The sequence below is a fragment of the Alishewanella agri BL06 genome (genome assembly GCF_000272005.1).
Taxonomy (GTDB): domain Bacteria; phylum Pseudomonadota; class Gammaproteobacteria; order Enterobacterales; family Alteromonadaceae; genus Alishewanella; species Alishewanella agri.
On the sequence record NZ_AKKU01000006.1, the window covers coordinates 37,445 to 53,143 of the forward strand.

General features: G+C 50.1%; 14 protein-coding genes. 10 read left to right on the forward strand and 4 right to left on the reverse strand.

From position 1 onward, the window contains the following. Positions 1-23: 23 nt before the first annotated feature. A complete protein-coding gene (locus AGRI_RS02805) occupies positions 24-1,805 on the reverse strand; it encodes a M61 family metallopeptidase (RefSeq protein WP_008983491.1) in 1,782 nt (593 codons plus the stop codon). 172 nt (positions 1,806-1,977) lie between these two features. On the opposite strand from AGRI_RS02805, the gene AGRI_RS02810 reads away from it, so the two are divergent. From AGRI_RS02810 to AGRI_RS02825, 4 genes are all read left to right on the forward strand, one after another. After that, positions 1,978-2,382, forward strand: coding sequence for an acyl-CoA thioesterase (locus AGRI_RS02810; RefSeq protein WP_008983492.1), 405 nt, complete (start codon positions 1,978-1,980; stop codon positions 2,380-2,382). 107 nt (positions 2,383-2,489) lie between these two features. Then, positions 2,490-2,957 (forward strand): Mpo1 family 2-hydroxy fatty acid dioxygenase, encoded by a 468-nt coding sequence (locus AGRI_RS02815; RefSeq protein WP_008983493.1) that lies wholly within the window; start codon positions 2,490-2,492, stop codon positions 2,955-2,957. 128 nt (positions 2,958-3,085) lie between these two features. Next, positions 3,086-4,177 carry a sensor histidine kinase gene (locus AGRI_RS02820; RefSeq protein ID WP_008983494.1) on the forward strand — a complete coding sequence of 364 codons (1,092 nt, stop codon included), beginning with the start codon at positions 3,086-3,088 and terminating at the stop codon, positions 4,175-4,177. Further along, a complete protein-coding gene (locus AGRI_RS02825; RefSeq protein ID WP_008983495.1) occupies positions 4,170-4,988 on the forward strand; it encodes a LytR/AlgR family response regulator transcription factor in 819 nt (272 codons plus the stop codon). The genes AGRI_RS02820 and AGRI_RS02825 overlap by 8 nt, the downstream gene beginning before the upstream one ends. Before the next feature lie 87 nt (positions 4,989-5,075). On the opposite strand, the gene AGRI_RS02830 is transcribed toward AGRI_RS02825, so the two are convergent. Next, entirely contained in the window at positions 5,076-6,071 is a 996-nt protein-coding gene (locus AGRI_RS02830; protein WP_008983496.1) for an ATP-dependent 6-phosphofructokinase, read from the reverse strand. Between the two features lie 173 nt (positions 6,072-6,244). Between AGRI_RS02830 and AGRI_RS02835 the strand changes: the two genes are divergently transcribed. After that, the gene (locus AGRI_RS02835; protein WP_008983497.1) at positions 6,245-7,216 is read left to right on the forward strand and encodes a DMT family transporter; all 972 of its coding nucleotides are present in this window, start codon (positions 6,245-6,247) and stop codon (positions 7,214-7,216) included. A 66-nt stretch (positions 7,217-7,282) separates the two neighbouring features. On the opposite strand, the gene pyk is transcribed toward AGRI_RS02835, so the two are convergent. Together pyk and AGRI_RS02845 are read right to left on the reverse strand one after the other, a co-directional pair. Then, positions 7,283-8,719: a pyruvate kinase gene (gene pyk / locus AGRI_RS02840; RefSeq protein ID WP_008983498.1), complete on the reverse strand. Its 1,437-nt coding sequence runs from the start codon at positions 8,717-8,719 to the stop codon at positions 7,283-7,285. Between the two features lie 114 nt (positions 8,720-8,833). Then, the gene (locus tag AGRI_RS02845) at positions 8,834-9,691 is read right to left on the reverse strand and encodes a MurR/RpiR family transcriptional regulator (RefSeq protein WP_008983499.1); all 858 of its coding nucleotides are present in this window, start codon (positions 9,689-9,691) and stop codon (positions 8,834-8,836) included. A 302-nt stretch (positions 9,692-9,993) separates the two neighbouring features. On the opposite strand from AGRI_RS02845, the gene zwf reads away from it, so the two are divergent. The 5 genes from zwf to AGRI_RS02870 are packed head-to-tail and all read left to right on the forward strand — an operon-like array spanning position 9,994 to position 15,605. Further along, entirely contained in the window at positions 9,994-11,463 is a 1,470-nt protein-coding gene (zwf, locus tag AGRI_RS02850) for a glucose-6-phosphate dehydrogenase (protein ID WP_008983500.1), read from the forward strand. A gap of 1 nt (position 11,464) precedes the next feature. Continuing rightward, complete coding sequence (pgl, locus tag AGRI_RS02855; protein WP_008983501.1) at positions 11,465-12,154, forward strand: 6-phosphogluconolactonase; 690 nt, start codon at positions 11,465-11,467, stop codon at positions 12,152-12,154. Positions 12,155-12,163: 9 nt separating this feature from the next. Then, a complete protein-coding gene (edd, locus tag AGRI_RS02860) occupies positions 12,164-13,996 on the forward strand; it encodes a phosphogluconate dehydratase (protein ID WP_008983502.1) in 1,833 nt (610 codons plus the stop codon). After that, positions 13,989-14,957 carry a glucokinase gene (locus AGRI_RS02865; protein WP_008983503.1) on the forward strand — a complete coding sequence of 323 codons (969 nt, stop codon included), beginning with the start codon at positions 13,989-13,991 and terminating at the stop codon, positions 14,955-14,957. Before edd ends, AGRI_RS02865 begins: the two co-directional genes overlap by 8 nt. A gap of 3 nt (positions 14,958-14,960) precedes the next feature. Then, the gene (locus AGRI_RS02870; RefSeq protein ID WP_008983504.1) at positions 14,961-15,605 is read left to right on the forward strand and encodes a bifunctional 4-hydroxy-2-oxoglutarate aldolase/2-dehydro-3-deoxy-phosphogluconate aldolase; all 645 of its coding nucleotides are present in this window, start codon (positions 14,961-14,963) and stop codon (positions 15,603-15,605) included. Positions 15,606-15,699: the final 94 nt, after the last annotated feature.

The following is a 15,699-nucleotide window of genomic DNA, read 5'->3' on the forward strand; positions in this document are numbered from 1 at the left end:
TTAGTGTAAAAATATTGAATCGGTTAGGTGTTGGCTGACAATGGCGTTAACCAGCGCTGTAATTTAGCGTCATCAGCGACACTTAGCATCGCAACCTGCGCTTTAGCAGCTTGTAAGGTGAGCGGCAGCGTCAGTAACCGGTCTTTACGAAATATCGTCAGTGGTTGTTCCGAGCCATAAGGCAAACGCTTTAACAACTGTGGCAGGCTTTTGTCGGTAATTTTATAACCGGCTATAGCCAGCAGTTGATCGCCTGCCATCAAACCTGCCTGATGTCCTGCTGAGTCAAGATAAAGCTGCTGTATTGTGACCAGGCCGTTTTGCGTTTTCAGGCTACAACCGAGAGTTGCTGGCGCGTTTTGCTGCTGTGTGCCATGAGTGTCATCAAAGTGCTGAGGGCTACGCCAGTTGAGATTTAAGCCAAGTTTGGCAAAGCTGTCGGCCAGTGGCAAAGGCTGTGCCCGGTAAACCCAGTCTTCAACCTGCGCGGCCAGCGCTTTAAAACCCGCTGCACTGAGTGCGTCGAAGAAACTGCGATCTGCAGTACCCGTTGCCAGATAATGCTGATAGAAATCACGACAGAAGCGACTCAGGTCCTTATTGTTGGCTTGCAGCTCGGCCTCTACTGCCAGCGCAACCAGAGCGCCTTTAGCGTAATAGCTGACAATGCTATTCGGGGCATTTTCATCCTGCAGGTAATACTTGGTCCAGGCGTTAAAACTACTATCACTGAGGCTCTGCCGGCTATCAGAAGGGTTTCGCGTAACCCGCGTAACCAGTTGTTCCAAGGCGGTCAAATAGGCTTGCTGGCTAATGCGGCCACTTTTAATCAGGGCTAAATCGTCAAAATACGAGGTAAAACCTTCGTAGAGCCACAGCTGTGGCGTATATTGTTCCTGCGAGAGCTGATAAGCATGAAACGGGGCCGGCTTTAGGCGCTTCACCCACCAGGTATGAAAATACTCATGGCTGATTAAGCCAAGTAACGTCTGGTATGCGTCATCGGGGGCCGTCATTTGTCTGGCGGGTAAATCATGGCGGCTGCATAGCAGCAGTGTGCTGTCTTTATGTTCGAGACCGCCATAACCGTGTTCGGTGATCCAGAGTAAAAACCAGTAATGGTGTAAATCGTCCGGTAAACCACCAAAAACTGCCCGCTGTGCCTGACACAGTTGTTCGGTATCGGCCAGCAGCCGTTCGCTGTCATAGTGATTCTGGCTGCTCACCACCAGATAGTGTGGCACGCCATCGACCGCAAATTGCTGTACTGTGAATAAACCGACCAGCAATGGGCTATCAATCAGTTGTTGATAGTCCGTGGCCTGATAAATACCAAAATCCAGCAGTGCTGTGCCCTCAGCACGAGGTAACGCGGTCGCAACCCGCCAGTTTTCGGTTACGTGAAACTCTGGGCGTAGTAGTTCAAATTGCTGCGGATAATGGGTTTGCTCGCTAACCGCCAGGCACAAGCAAGCCGGATTAAGGATCGCCGTTTCATCATCGAGATAAGCCGCGCGTACCGATAAATCATTGGCGTAAATCAGATAACTGACCGTAACTTCCTGTTGTCGACAGGCCAGATTCCAACGTTGTTTGTCCAGTTGCTGCAGTGCGAGTTCGCCGCTTGTATCGCGGGCGCTAATTTGCATTATGTGTCGCGCGAAGTTGCGAATCATATAACTGCCCGGGATCCAGGCCGGTAAACTGAGTTCATGCTGGCTGGCGCTTGGTATAAAACGTAACTCCACCCTCAGCTGATGGGCACTGATATCGCTGATTTGCACCTGATAACGGACGCTGTTCATACTACCTCTTTGCTGTGTTCGCTGATGTTTACCGTCTGCTCTGCCAAAATGACGTTTTATTCCGGCTAACGGAGCAACTGCCGGTTAAATAACCGGAAAATACACCGGCAGTTCTGCAGTAGGTTACGGCTTACCGTATAATAGCATTTTTATTTTACCGGCAGGTTTTGTTATGGCAAATGAAGCGCTTATCCAAAAAAGAATCGAATACGCGGTTACGCGTGTCACTAAAACGGTGTTTCCCGGCCGTACCAACCATCACAATACCCTGTTTGGTGGCGAAGCCTTAGCCTGGATGGATGAAGCTGCATTTATCGCGGCCACCCGCTTTTGTCGCAAGCCACTGGTAACCGTTTGTTCAGATCGGGTCGATTTTAAAGAGTCAATCCCGGCCGGTACTATTCTGGAGCTGGTGGCAAGGGTCGCGCATGTTGGCCGTACCAGTATCAAGGTACAGGTCGATATCTTTGTGGAGCATATGTACAACGACGACCAGCATAAAGCTATTTCCGGTAGTTTTACCTTTGTTGCCCTGGATGAAAATCGCAAACCAACACCGGTATTAGGGGATCTATGAATCGCAATAAGGTTCTCTTGTGTAACTGGCCAGACCTTGCTATGTTGCTGCTGTTAATTTGTGCCGTCAGGTAAATTGTCTCTAAGCCCCGTGAAGAAGAGGTTGCTATGAAAACTGCCGAGCAATGGTTTAGCGAGTATGCGGTAAGCCATCAACATCCGACTAATAAACTGATCCACTGGTTTGCCGTGCCTGTCATTTATATCACGGTGCTGGGCTTGTTGTGGCAAATTCCTATGCCCTTTGCCGGCTTCGCTGAGCAGGGCATTAATTGGGCTTTATTGCTGGTGCTGCCAGCGCTGGTATTTTACTTTTTACTGTCTTTTAGTATTGGCCTCGGTATGACGATTTTTACTGCGGCGGCAGTTACGCTGTTGCGGGCCCTGGAGCAGCAAAGTGTGCTCCAGATCTGGCAGTGGTCATTATTGGTCTTTGTGGTGATGTGGGTATTCCAGTTTGTTGGTCACAAAATAGAAGGTAAAAAGCCGTCTTTTTTTCAGGATCTGGCATTTTTGCTGATTGGCCCGGCCTGGTTACTCGGCTTTATCTTAAAGCGCCTGCATATTCGTTATTGATATCATTCCCCGGTTTGGTCAGCACACGAGCTTGCGATTAATGTCTGGCTAAACACGGCAGGTGGTAGCGGTTTTTGCGCGGTGCCGCTTTATAATAACAGGATGATTTTGTAAGACTCGGCATAAATTTGAATAAGCTGTTTGAAGATCGTAACCGACAGTTCTGGATCCTGCATACGCTTGGTTGGCTGGGTTTTGCCATTGTCAATTATCTAAGCTCACTGGTACTCGATACCCGTGATGCTTATCTTATTGTAATCAGCCTGGACGCCTATGTCGGCTGGTTGCTGACCATTCCGCTGCGTTACTTCTATCGCCATATCTGGGCCTGGGAGCCGTGGAAAATGATTTTGACCGTGCTGGTCGTCGCTTTGTTAATAGCGATGTTCTGGACGGTGATCCGTAATTTCAATTACTGGGAAATCTATCGTCATGGTTACCGGCCAAGCGATTGGTTGCTTTACATCAAAGACACGCCAGCGGCCTTTTATGTGATGCTTAGCTGGAGCGGCTTGTATTTCGGCATCAAGTATTATCAAACCTTGCAGGCCGAAAAGCAGAAATCCTTGACGGCGATGAACAAGGCGCATGAAGCTCAGCTGAAAATGTTACGTTATCAGTTAAATCCACATTTCTTGTTTAACACCTTAAATGCGATTTCTACTCTGGTGCTGATTAATGATAATGATACTGCCAATAAAATGGTAAGCCGGTTAAGCGATTTTTTACGCTATTCTTTATACAAAGATCCGATCAACAAGGTGCCACTGGAGCAGGAAATTTATGCTGCCAGGCTCTATCTGGAGATTGAGAAAGTTCGGTTTTCAGAGCGCTTGTCGATAGTGATTGATGTTGAACCCGGTACTGAAAAGGCGCTGGTACCTAGTCTGATTTTGCAACCTCTGATTGAGAACGCGATTAAATATGCCGTTGCACGTGAAGTAAACGGTGGTGAAATTGCGATAACCACCCGCAAGTTCGGCCATGATTTGTTGCTCGAAGTCGCAGATAACGGTCCGGGTTTACCCGAGATTGTCGATAGTAGCAAAACCGCTGATAATAAGGGCAGTGGCGTCGGGCTGGTAAATACCCGAGAGCGGTTGGCTGCATTGTATGACAATGATTTTGCCCTGGTGCTAACCCAAAATCAGCCGCGCGGCGTAAAGGTAAATATTAGAATTCCATTACAATTAGAACAAACGGAAACCAAAGATGCTTAAAGTCATAGTGGTAGATGATGAACCGCTGGCGCGTAAAGGGATGTTGGTCCGCCTGACAGCTTTTCCTGAGCTGCAGGTGGTTGCAGAGTGTGCTAACGGGCCGGATGCGATAGCGGCCATTCAGGCGCAAACCCCCGATCTCGTGTTCTTAGATGTTGAAATGCCCGGTATGGATGGCTTTGCAGTGTTAAAAGCGTTGCAGGAACGGCATATCCGCTTACCCTATGTGGTGTTTGTTACCGCTTATGATCACTACGCTTTCAACGCTTTTGAAGTGCAGGCGGTCGATTATGTGTTAAAGCCTGTGGAGCCAGAGCGCTTAAAAGCTGCGGTCGAAAAAGTTCTGACCTTTCACAATGCGGCCGATAGCCAAAAACGCACTGATAAACTTGCGGCGGCGGTAGCCCGTTTAACTGGCGATCAGCCGGATACGATTTTAGAGCGGCTGGATAACGCTGAGCCGGTGGTCAGTGATCGTTACCCGGAAGCTATTAGCATTAAAGACAGCGGGGAAATCACCCGGGTACAGGTACAGGACATCGACTGGGTTGATGCCGCAGGTGACTACATGTGCATTCATACCCGGGATGGTCAGACTCATATCCTGCGCCGGACGATGAAAGAACTGGAGTCGGAATTAGATCCACGCTTGTTTGTGCGGGTACATCGCTCCGCTATTGTTAACGTCAACACTATTGCTAAACTGCAAATGTTAACTAACGGCGAGCATCAGCTGGTGCTGACCAATGGTCAGGCGGTTAAGGTGAGCCGCAGCTATAAAGATAGGGTGAAACAGGTATTTAGCCACTAAGTTTCAGCTAGCTTCCAATCAAGGCTTGCTTAACAAAAAGGTGCGAATGCGCACCTTTTTTTGTGCTGAATTTTAAACTGACAACAATTAACTACTGCCAACTTGTTGCTGCCAGCGCACGAGGAAGGGGTCAATCGCTTTTCTGCGGTCACCGGTTTTACTAAGCGGGTATAGCACAGCTTCACCATTCACTTCGCCGGCCATTTGCAGATGAGCACCTTGTAATAGTTGCTCTACGGCAAAGGCCCCTAATTTAGTTCCCAGAATTCGATCGGCACCAACAGGGCTGCCTCCGCGCTGAATATGCCCCAGAATACAGGCACGGCATTCAATACCGATGGCCTTGCTTAATTCATCCGCCAGTGCGGTGGTGCCGCCCGGATAACTGTTTTCGGCCACGACGATAATATAGCTGCTCTTACCCATTAGCAGCTGGGCGTGCTGAATCGGGGTGATCACCGATCGTAAATCACCAGGTTGTAACCGGCCAAACTCCGGACAAATAATCTGTTCAGCGCCAGCGGCAATACCGGCTGAGAGCGCAATATAACCACTGTGGCGGCCCATCAATTCCACTAAGAAAATCCGCTCAAAGGCATCAGCGGTATCGCGAATTTTATCAATGGCATCCAGTGCCGTATCAATGGCAGTTGCATAGCCAATAGTATTGTCGGTACCGTCAACATCGTTGTCGATGGTACCCGGGACGCCAATAATCTGGCCGTTATAATGTTTGGCAATTTCTAATGCGCCACGAAAGCTGCCGTCACCACCAATTACGATCAGCGCATCGATATCCAATTGATGCAAGGTTGCGGCAGCTTGCGCCGGACCATCCGGTGTTTGTAGTGCAGGGCAACGGGCGCTTTTTAGAATGGTACCGCCACGCTGAATAATATTTTGCACATGATGGCCGAGCAGCGTTTTATATTCCGACTCCAGCAGGCCGTTATAGCCATGTTTGAAGCCTATTACTTCGATATTACAGGCCGCCGCGGTGAGCTGTACTGCACGGATTGTGGCATTCATGCCAGGAGCATCACCGCCAGAGGTAAGAACCCCGATACGTCTGATCCGATCCATTCTCTATCTCTCCAGTTAACTGTTACCCACGAACACTGCAGAGCAGTATAAACATTAATCTCTACTTTAGTTTGATTTGTCGCAATAATGCGAAAAGCACGGGACAGAACCTGCGCTATCGGCGACAATACGCCAACTAACGCAACGTTAGTGTTTTTTTGGAATCAAGTCTGATGCATCAAATTACCGGTAAAACCCTGGTTGGCTTTTTATTGGCGCTAACCACGGCTGTGTTATGGGGCGTGCTGCCTATAGCGTTAAAAATCCTGTTAGAAGTCGTCACCGCAAATACTATTACGGCAATCCGTTTTCTGGCGGCAGCGGTGATGGTGGGCTTATGGTTGGGGCTACGTGGTAAATTGCCCGCGTTAGGCGTATTAAAACAGCCAAAGCTGGCGTTGCTGCTGGCCATTTGTATCGTTGGCTTACTACTGAATTATATTTTATACCTGACAGGCCTCGATCGTTTAACAGCCGAAACCGCGCAGACGGTGATCCAGTTGGCGCCATTTTTAATGATGCTGGGCGGGATCTGGATATTTAAAGAACGCTTATTGTTGTGGCAGAAAATCGGCGCCTGGACGCTAGTCGCTGGCTTGTTGCTATTTTTTAACGAGCGTTTGCTCACGTTACTGATGCAAGCCAGTACCGAAACCTTTGGCGTCCTGCTGGTTATCGCCGCTGCGATTACCTGGGCTGCTTACGCACTGGCGCAAAAGCAGCTACTGGTAAACTACAGCTCGAAACAGATTATGTATCTGATTTATTTTGCCGGTGCGCTGGCGTTTTTACCGGTATCGGATCTAACCCCACTAATCGACTTTAGTGTCTTACAGTGGGGATTATTGGTTTTTTGTTGTTTAAATACTGTCGTCGCTTATGGTGCCTTCGCCGAAGCATTGCATCACTGGGAAGCGTCGAAAGTTAGTGCCGTGCTGGCTATTACCCCCTTAATCACCATTGGCAGTGCTAAGTTGCTGGCGTGGATCTGGCCGGAACTGGTGCAGGCGCAACTATTAAATGGCTGGTCGTTGTTTGGTGCTTGTCTGGTCGTCGCCGGCTCCGCTTTAACAGCGTTAGCGCCGCAATTTGTGCAATACCGCGCTGCACGTAAAGTGCGCAAGTTGCAGCGTGATGTGCTGTAACTAAAAGCTACTTAGTTAAAAATAAAAAGGCCCCGCAAAGCGGGGCCGGTGCTTTTTGGCAAGAGGTTATTTAACTGTAACGATCTTGCAGGTATTAGAGGCGCCTACGGTTTCCATTACATCACCGTGCGTGATAATGACCAGATCACCGCTTTTTAAGCCAGCTTTATTTCGGATTACTTCGATGGCTTTGTCGGCCAGTTCGGCTGCGGTCACTTCGGTACTGTCAAAAAATGCCGGATAAACCCCACGGTATAACGCCATCTTGTTCAGAGTACGGGTATGACGTGACAGCGCATAAATTGGCTGAGGTGACGTAATACGCGACATCAGCTTGGCGGTATAACCTGACTCAGTCAGCGTAATAATGGCTTTGATGCCTTCCAGATGATTGGCGGCATACATTGCCGACAGCGCAATAGTTTCGCTCACTTCTGAAAACGACAGGTTCATCCGGTGCTTGGAGGTTTGTACTGACGGATGCTTTTCAGCACCGTTACATACCCGAACCATGGCTTTAACCGTTTCTACCGGATATTTACCGGCAGCGGTTTCAGCTGACAGCATCACGCCATCGGTACCATCTAATACTGCGTTGGCAACATCCATCACCTCAGCGCGAGTTGGCATTGGATTTTCGATCATGCTCTCCATCATCTGGGTAGCGGTGATCACAATCCGATTCAGCTGGCGTGAGCGGGCAATAATGCGCTTTTGCTGACCCACCAGCTCAGCATCGCCGATTTCCACACCCAGATCGCCGCGGGCGACCATCACTGCGTCTGAGGCTTTAATAATGTCATCCAATGTCGCATCATCGGCAACGGCTTCAGCGCGTTCAACTTTGGCCATAATACGGGCTTCGGAACCCGCCGCTACCGCCAGTTCACGGGCATAGCGTAAATCGTCGCCGCTGCGCGGGAAAGATACTGCCAGGTAATCCACATCGATTTCAGCGGCGGTAATAATGTCACGCTTATCTTTTTCGGTCAGGGCGGGGGCAGTCAGGCCGCCACCCTGGCGGTTAATGCCTTTATTATTACTCAGTTTGCCGCCAACTACGACGGTAGTGGTCACACGCTCGCCCGCAACGGCGGTTACCTGCAGTTGAATACGACCATCATCCAGCAGCAGTAAATCGCCGGCTTTAACATCCTGTGGTAGCTGTTTGTAATCGATCCCGACCTGAGTCTCATCGCCTTCACCTTTCGGCAAGCTGGCATCGAGTACAAAATCTTGTCCTTCTTCCAGCATAACGGCATTGTTTCTGAAGGTTGAGACCCTGATCTTCGGACCTTGCAAATCACCTAAGATAGCGACATGAGCACCGACTTTCTCAGCCGCTGCACGTACCATCTGCGCCCGGGCTTTGTGGTCATCGGCTGAGCCGTGAGAAAAATTAAGCCGGAACACAGTGGCGCCGGCTTGGATAAGTTTTTCGATAACAGCCTGGCTGTTGGTCGCTGGCCCCAGGGTGGCAACGATCTTGGTTCTTCTTAACATTAGAAACTCCCGCTGATGACGCACTTGGCATAGTGTGCCGTAGTCTAATGTAATTTTATTACAGAATACAGGTTAAATCTGAATATAAATTACACGTCTGAGCAGTAACATGCTTTAGAGTGACATATCTTTTTTATCAAAGCGTGAGCCACGCAGACTGTCTTTAACTTTTTTCAGGTTCTCTCTAAATTTGCTACCACGTCTTAAAGTAAAACCCGTTGCCAGGATATCAATCAGTACCAGCTGTGCGACCCGCGATGCCATTGGCATATAAAGATCAGTATCTTCAGGTACATCCAACGACAGAACTAACGAGCACTCACGCGCCAGGGGACTGTCATAAGCAGTAATACCGATGACGGTGGCATCATTTTCTTTCGCAATAGCGGCAATTTCACACAGATTTTTAGTGCGACCGGTATGGCTGATACAGACTACGACATCACCTTCAGTACTGTTTATTGCAGACATCCGCTGCATCACGATGTCGTCAAAGCAGACTACCGGCACATTAAAACGGAAGAATTTATTCTGTGCATCGTGAGCGACCGACGCCGAGGCCCCCAAGCCAAAGAAGGAGATTTTTTTTGCCTGTGTCAGCACATCAACTGCTTTATTAATGGTGCTGATATCGACCCGCTGACGTGCCGTATCCAGCGCTGCCATTGTTGATTCAAAGATCTTAGCGGTGTAGGCTTCAGGGCCATCTTCCTCTTCAACATGTCGGTTTACATAAGGGGTGCCATTCGCCAGGCTTTGTGCCAGGTGTAATTTAAAATCCGGAAATCCTTTCGTATCCAGGCGGCGGCAGAAACGATTGACGGTCGGTTCACTCACATCGGCCATCTTGGCCAGCGCCGCAATACTACTGTGGATCGTCACCTGCGGATTCGCCAGAATGACATCGGCAACTTTGCGCTCAGACTTGCTAAAGTTGTTGACACTGCTTACGATTTTTTCCAGTACATTCATTCGTGGTTACCTGCGCTTGTCCGTCCCCGTGCTAGGAGGGCTATGCTATAGTGCGTTTTTATCGGCGTATTATGACGACGCCTTGTTAGCTGAGTTGTCTGCTTTCACTCTGGCGGACAAAACGGTATTAAATTTACCACAATTTATCCGGAATGCGATCAAGGCTACATTATAATAATCCATTCACGCTTAACAGCCAGTATTTTGTAATTTAATTACAGTATTTGGCGTTTACAACCGCTTTTCAGTCCGCTAGACTGGGTCAAGTGTTGTAAAATTACATCTTCTTTATAGGCTGAGTTATGACAACCACCCCAAACCAGGCATGTGATTTAATTTTATTCGGTACCAAAGGCGATCTCGCCCGCCGTAAGTTACTGCCAGCCTTATATCAGTTAGAAAAAGCCGGGTTACTGTGTGAACAGTCGCAAATCATCGGTGTTGCCCGGGATGAACTGGACCGCAGCAGTTATGTTGAGCTGGTTAAAACCAATCTGGTACGTTTCCTAAAGAAGGAAGCCTTAGACGATAAGGTATGGCAGGCATTAGCCGCCAAACTGCATTATGTGCAGCTGGATATGACCAAGATTAGCGATTACCAGAAACTGGCGGCGGTTACTGAGCCGAATAAAAGAATCACTGTCAGCTATTTTGCTACCCCGCCTGCGCTTTTTGGTGATTTATGCCGTGGCCTGGCTGAAGCCGGCTTAGCAGCCGAGCCATCACGAGTCGTGCTGGAAAAGCCGATTGGTCACGATCTGGCATCGTCTAAAGTCATTAATGACCAGGTTGCTGAATACTTTAAAGAATCTCAGATTTACCGTATTGACCATTACCTGGGTAAAGAAACGGTGTTAAACCTGTTAGCACTGCGTTTTGCCAACGCCATTTTTGCTTCGAATTGGGATCATAATGCCATCGATCATGTGCAAATTACCGTGGCGGAAGAGGTTGGGGTAGAGGGCCGTTGGAGCTACTACGATGATGCAGGTCAGATGCGCGATATGGTGCAAAACCATCTGTTGCAAGTGTTGTCACTGATTGCAATGGAGCCACCGGCACGACTGGACGCTGATAGCATTCGGGATGAAAAGCTCAAAGTATTAAAAGCACTGCGTAAAATCGATCAGAGCAACGTGCAGGAAAAAACCGTGCGTGGCCAATACAGCGCCGGCTTTGTTGCTGGTCAGGCGGCGCCTGGTTATTTAGAGGAAGAGGGCGCAAGGCCCAACAGTAAAACCGAAACCTTTGTTGCGATTAAAGTGGATATCGATAACTGGCGCTGGGCCGGTGTACCTTTCTACCTGCGTACCGGCAAGCGGATGCCGAAAAAGCACAGTGAAGTGGTGATTTGTTTTAAACCACAGCCGCACAATATTTTTCGCGACACCTACCGCGATCTGCCCGCCAACAAGTTGATTATCCGCTTGCAGCCGGATGAGGGGGTCGAAATTCAAATGATGAACAAAATCCCGGGTCTGGGCGAACATATGCGACTGCAGCAGAGCAAGCTAGACTTAAGTTTTGACGAAACCTTTAAGTCGCAACGCATCGCTGATGCTTATGAGCGTCTGTTGTTAGAGGCGATGTTGGGAAATCAATATTTGTTCGTACGCCGCGACGAAGTTGAGCAAGCCTGGAAGTGGGTTGACAGCATTCTGCAAGCCTGGAAAGACAGTAATGAACCGCCAAAAGCCTATCAGGCTGGTAGCTGGGGTCCGGTAGCGGCCATTTCAATGATGGCGCGCGATGAACGTAACTGGGATGAGTAAGATGCAACTACAACAGTTTGTGAACAGCGATGCGTTAAACGACGCCTTTGCTGCTCAGCTAGTCACCATCTTAGAACAGGCAATTGCTGATCGCGGCGCTGCTTATCTGGTGGTATCGGGTGGCCGCACACCGCAGGTGTTATTTGCCAAATTGGCGGACACACCTCTGGCTTGGGAAAAAGTAACAGTGTTACTGGCGGATGATCGCTATTTACCGCCGGATGCCGAGCATAGCAACGAGCGTTTAGTACGTAATACCTTGTTGCAACGCCATGCTGCCAGCGCCCGTTTTATCAGTTTATATGCCGCTGCCGATGATGCTTATGCCGCGGTGCCAGTTATTGCCAATCGGCTGTCTGCGTTGCCGACCTTTGATGCGGTGATCCTCGGCATGGGTGAAGATGGCCATACCGCTTCTTTATTTCCGTGTTGCGCAGAGTTAGCGGCCGGCATGGCGGATAATGCCCCTGTGGTATTGGCCACCAGCCCGACCACAGCGCCTTATCAGCGGATCACCCTGAGTAAAGCGCGATTGTTGCAAAGTCGTCAGCTATTTTTGCATCTGGTGGGCAGCAATAAACTCGCTGTACTGGAGCAGGCGCAAGCTGGTACGGATCAATTAGCGATGCCAATTCGGGCTTTTTTACAACAAACTGCCGTGCCAATGGCAGTGATGTACTCGCCAAGTTAGAGGTTAACCATGAACCCAGTTATTCAGCGCGTCACCGACCGCATTATTGCCCGTAGCAGCAAAAGCCGGGCTATTTACCTGGACCGGCTTGAAGAAGCACGTCGCAAGGGGCCTCATCGCGGGGCGCTCAGTTGTGGTAACCTGGCACATGGCTTTGCCGCTTGTAATGCCTCCGAAAAAAGCGACCTGCGTAGTCTGACAAAAGCCAATATCGCTATTATCTCGTCCTACAACGATATGCTGTCAGCGCATCAGCCTTACCAGTTCTACCCGGAAATCATTAAAAAAGCGGTGGCCGAAGTGGGGAGCGTGGCACAGTTTGCCGGTGGTGTCGCCGCCATGTGTGATGGTGTGACTCAGGGCCAGCCGGGGATGGAACTTAGCCTAATCAGCCGCGATAATATCGCGATGGCGGCAGCTATTGGCTTATCCCACAATATGTTTGATGGCGGCCTGATGCTTGGGATCTGTGACAAGATAGTGCCGGGTTTATTGTTAGCTGCGCTCAGTTTTGGTCATTTGCCCTTTGTGTTTGTGCCCGCCGGCCCCATGCCGTCTGGTATTCCGAACAAAGAAAAAGCCCGGGTTCGCCAGCTGTTTGCTGAAGGCAAGGTCGGTAAAGAAGAGCTGCTGGAAGCCGAAGCAAAATCCTACCATGCTGCCGGTACCTGTACTTTCTATGGTACCGCCAACTCTAACCAGTTAGTGGTTGAGGTGATGGGCCTGCACTTACCTGGCTCGTCTTTTATCAACCCTTACACGCCGCTGCGTGATGAGCTCACCCGCGCAGCCGCGCGCCAGGTGACCCGCTTGACCGATCTGGGTACTGATTACCTGCCAATTGGTAAGTTGGTTGATGCTAAGGTGGTGGTTAATGGCATAGTGGGCTTGTTGGCAACCGGTGGTTCTACCAACCATACCATGCATTTAATTGCCGTGGCCCGCGCGGCAGGCTTTATTGTGAATTGGGATGATTTTGCGGAGTTATCACAAGCTACACCGCTACTGGCAAAAATTTACCCGAACGGTCAGGCCGATATTAACCACTTTCAACATGCCGGTGGCGTGCCTTTGCTGATCCGGACGCTATTAGACGCAGGCCTGTTACATGAAGATGTGCAGACGGTAGCCGGATTTGGCTTACGTCGTTACACCCAACAGCCGCTGCTGGAAAATGGTGAGTTGCGCTGGGTGGATGCACCGCTGCAGTCTCAGGATCCTGACGTCTTAACCACCGTTGATAAGCCCTTTAAAGCTACCGGTGGTTTACAGGTGTTATCCGGCAATATCGGTCGCGCGGTACTGAAAACGTCAGCACTACGGCCTGGCACCGAAGTGGTTAAGGCGCCAGCAGTGGTCTTTCATAGTCAGCATGAATTGGAAGCCGCTTTTAAAGCCGGTGAACTGAATAAGGATTGTGTGGTGGTGGTACGGTTCCAGGGCCCCAAAGCCTGCGGTATGCCCGAGCTGCATAAGTTAACGCCACCACTTGGTGTGTTACAGGATAAAGGGTTTAAAGTGGCTCTGGTTACGGATGGCCGGATGTCGGGTGCCTCAGGTAAGGTCCCGGCGGCGATCCATGTCACACCCGAGGCACTGGACGGTGGCAATATTGCCCGTATTCAAACCGGTGATCTGCTGCTGGTTGATGGCGAAACCGGCAAACTGGAAGTATTGGTTGATGCCGCTGAGTTTGCAGCTCGGACCCCGGCCACAGCGGATCTGAGCCATAACCTGTACGGTATGGGCCGCGAGATGTTTGGTGCCATGCGTCTGCAGTTAACCGGTGCCGAGCAGGGCGCTTGCAGCTTATTTGTCACGGAGGAGCATCTGCATGGCTGAACGCCAATTCGCGATTGTCGCTGATATCGGCGGCACTAATGCCCGCTTTAGCAGGGTGGCACTGGATACGCTGGCACTGGATCAGGTGGCGGTTTATCCGTGCGCCGACTTCCCAACTCTGGCTGCGGCGTTACAACATTATCAGCAGCAACTGGGCTTAACCGCGATTAAAGACGTCGCCATTGCTATTGCCTGTCCGGTGAACGGCGATAACGTGAAAATGACCAATTTCCATTGGCAATTTTCGATCAATGCTATGCAAGCTGAGCTACAGTTAAACACCTTATTGGTGATGAACGACTTCACTGCAGTAGCGATGTGTTTACCGGCGCTCGCAGAAGATCAGAAAATCCAGATTGGCGGCGGTCAGGCGCAGGCCGGCAAACCCATGGCAGTTTTAGGTGCCGGTACCGGTTTAGGCGTCGCGCATTTACTCCCGGTCGACGGTAAGTTTTTACCTTTACCAGGTGAGGGCGGTCATGTGGACTGGGCAGCGCAAACTGAGCAGGAATGGTTTATTCAGCGTCAGCTCGCTGCACAATATGGTCATGTATCGCCAGAGCGACTGCTATCAGGTCCCGGACTTGAAGCCATTTATCAGGCACTGGCGGTTTTTCAGAAACTCGAGGTAGCACCTCTTACTGCCGGTGAGATTGGTCAGCAGGCATTATCTGGCCAATCGCAACTTGCGAAAGATGCAGTAGCGCAGTTTTACGCCAGTTTAGGCGCGGTAGCCGGCGATTTGGCGCTGACACTCAGCACCTTCGGTGGAGTTTATGTCGCGGGTGGCATAGTACCCAAGTTACTGCCGTTGCTCGGTAGCAGTGAGTTTCGCGCCCGCTTTGAAGCCAAAGGCCGGTTCGCTGGCTTTAATCAACAGATCCCAACCTTTATCGTCACCGCTGAGCAGCCGGGTTTACTGGGCGCAGCCGTCTATTTAAAACAAACATTGGCAGGTTAAGTTATGGCATTTACGAATTGGCAGTTACAACCGTCAGTGTTGTTTGCAATGGGCCCGGTGGTACCGGTTATTGTGATTAAAGATTTAGCCGACGCCGTACCAATGGCGAAAGCTTTACTAGCGGGTGGCATCAAAGTATTAGAAGTGACATTGCGCACGCCAGTAGCGCTGGAAGCCATTAAGCTTTTAGCCGAGCAGGTACCAGAGGCCGTAGTTGGCGCTGGTACCGTGACTAATCCGGAACAACTGGCCCAGGTTGTCGCTGCCGGCGCCAAGTTTGCGATCAGTCCGGGCTTAACCCGCGAATTACTGCAAGCCGGCAAAGAGGCCAGCATTCCGCTGATCCCCGGTATCGCCAGTATCTCTGAGCTGATGGAAGGCACAGGTTTGGGTTATACCCATTTTAAATTCTTCCCGGCGGAAGCCGCCGGTGGTGTAAAAACGTTAAAATCGATTTATGGTCCCTTTGCTGATATCCGGTTTTGCCCAACGGGTGGCATTAACGAGCAGAACTTCCGTGAATATCTGGCCCTGCCAAATGTCAGTTGTGTCGGCGGCTCCTGGATCGTACCTGACAGCGCGGTAGCCGCTAAGGACTGGGCAAAGATCACTGAGCTTACCGCCAAGGCAGTCGCTGAAGCGCTCTAATGTAATACAGTTTAACCAGCAACGGGCCTTTTCTGGCCCGTTGTGTTTTGCTGGCGCACTAACTTTGAGTTTTTCCGCATAACAGCGTATGATA

Excerpts from the sequence above, each read along its gene's own strand:
- AGRI_RS02805 (WP_008983491.1), bottom strand. The coding sequence starts at position 1,805 with ATGAACAGCGTCCGTTATCAGGTGCAAATCAGCGATATCAGTGCCCAT.
- AGRI_RS02810 (WP_008983492.1), top strand. The coding sequence starts at position 1,978 with ATGGCAAATGAAGCGCTTATCCAAAAAAGAATCGAATACGCGGTTACG.
- AGRI_RS02815 (WP_008983493.1), top strand. The coding sequence starts at position 2,490 with ATGAAAACTGCCGAGCAATGGTTTAGCGAGTATGCGGTAAGCCATCAA.
- AGRI_RS02825 (WP_008983495.1), top strand. The coding sequence starts at position 4,170 with ATGCTTAAAGTCATAGTGGTAGATGATGAACCGCTGGCGCGTAAAGGG.
- AGRI_RS02830 (WP_008983496.1), bottom strand. The coding sequence starts at position 6,071 with ATGGATCGGATCAGACGTATCGGGGTTCTTACCTCTGGCGGTGATGCT.
- AGRI_RS02835 (WP_008983497.1), top strand. The coding sequence starts at position 6,245 with ATGCATCAAATTACCGGTAAAACCCTGGTTGGCTTTTTATTGGCGCTA.
- pyk (WP_008983498.1), bottom strand. The coding sequence starts at position 8,719 with ATGTTAAGAAGAACCAAGATCGTTGCCACCCTGGGGCCAGCGACCAAC.
- AGRI_RS02845 (WP_008983499.1), bottom strand. The coding sequence starts at position 9,691 with ATGAATGTACTGGAAAAAATCGTAAGCAGTGTCAACAACTTTAGCAAG.
- zwf (WP_008983500.1), top strand. The coding sequence starts at position 9,994 with ATGACAACCACCCCAAACCAGGCATGTGATTTAATTTTATTCGGTACC.
- pgl (WP_008983501.1), top strand. The coding sequence starts at position 11,465 with ATGCAACTACAACAGTTTGTGAACAGCGATGCGTTAAACGACGCCTTT.
- edd (WP_008983502.1), top strand. The coding sequence starts at position 12,164 with ATGAACCCAGTTATTCAGCGCGTCACCGACCGCATTATTGCCCGTAGC.
- AGRI_RS02865 (WP_008983503.1), top strand. The coding sequence starts at position 13,989 with ATGGCTGAACGCCAATTCGCGATTGTCGCTGATATCGGCGGCACTAAT.
- AGRI_RS02870 (WP_008983504.1), top strand. The coding sequence starts at position 14,961 with ATGGCATTTACGAATTGGCAGTTACAACCGTCAGTGTTGTTTGCAATG.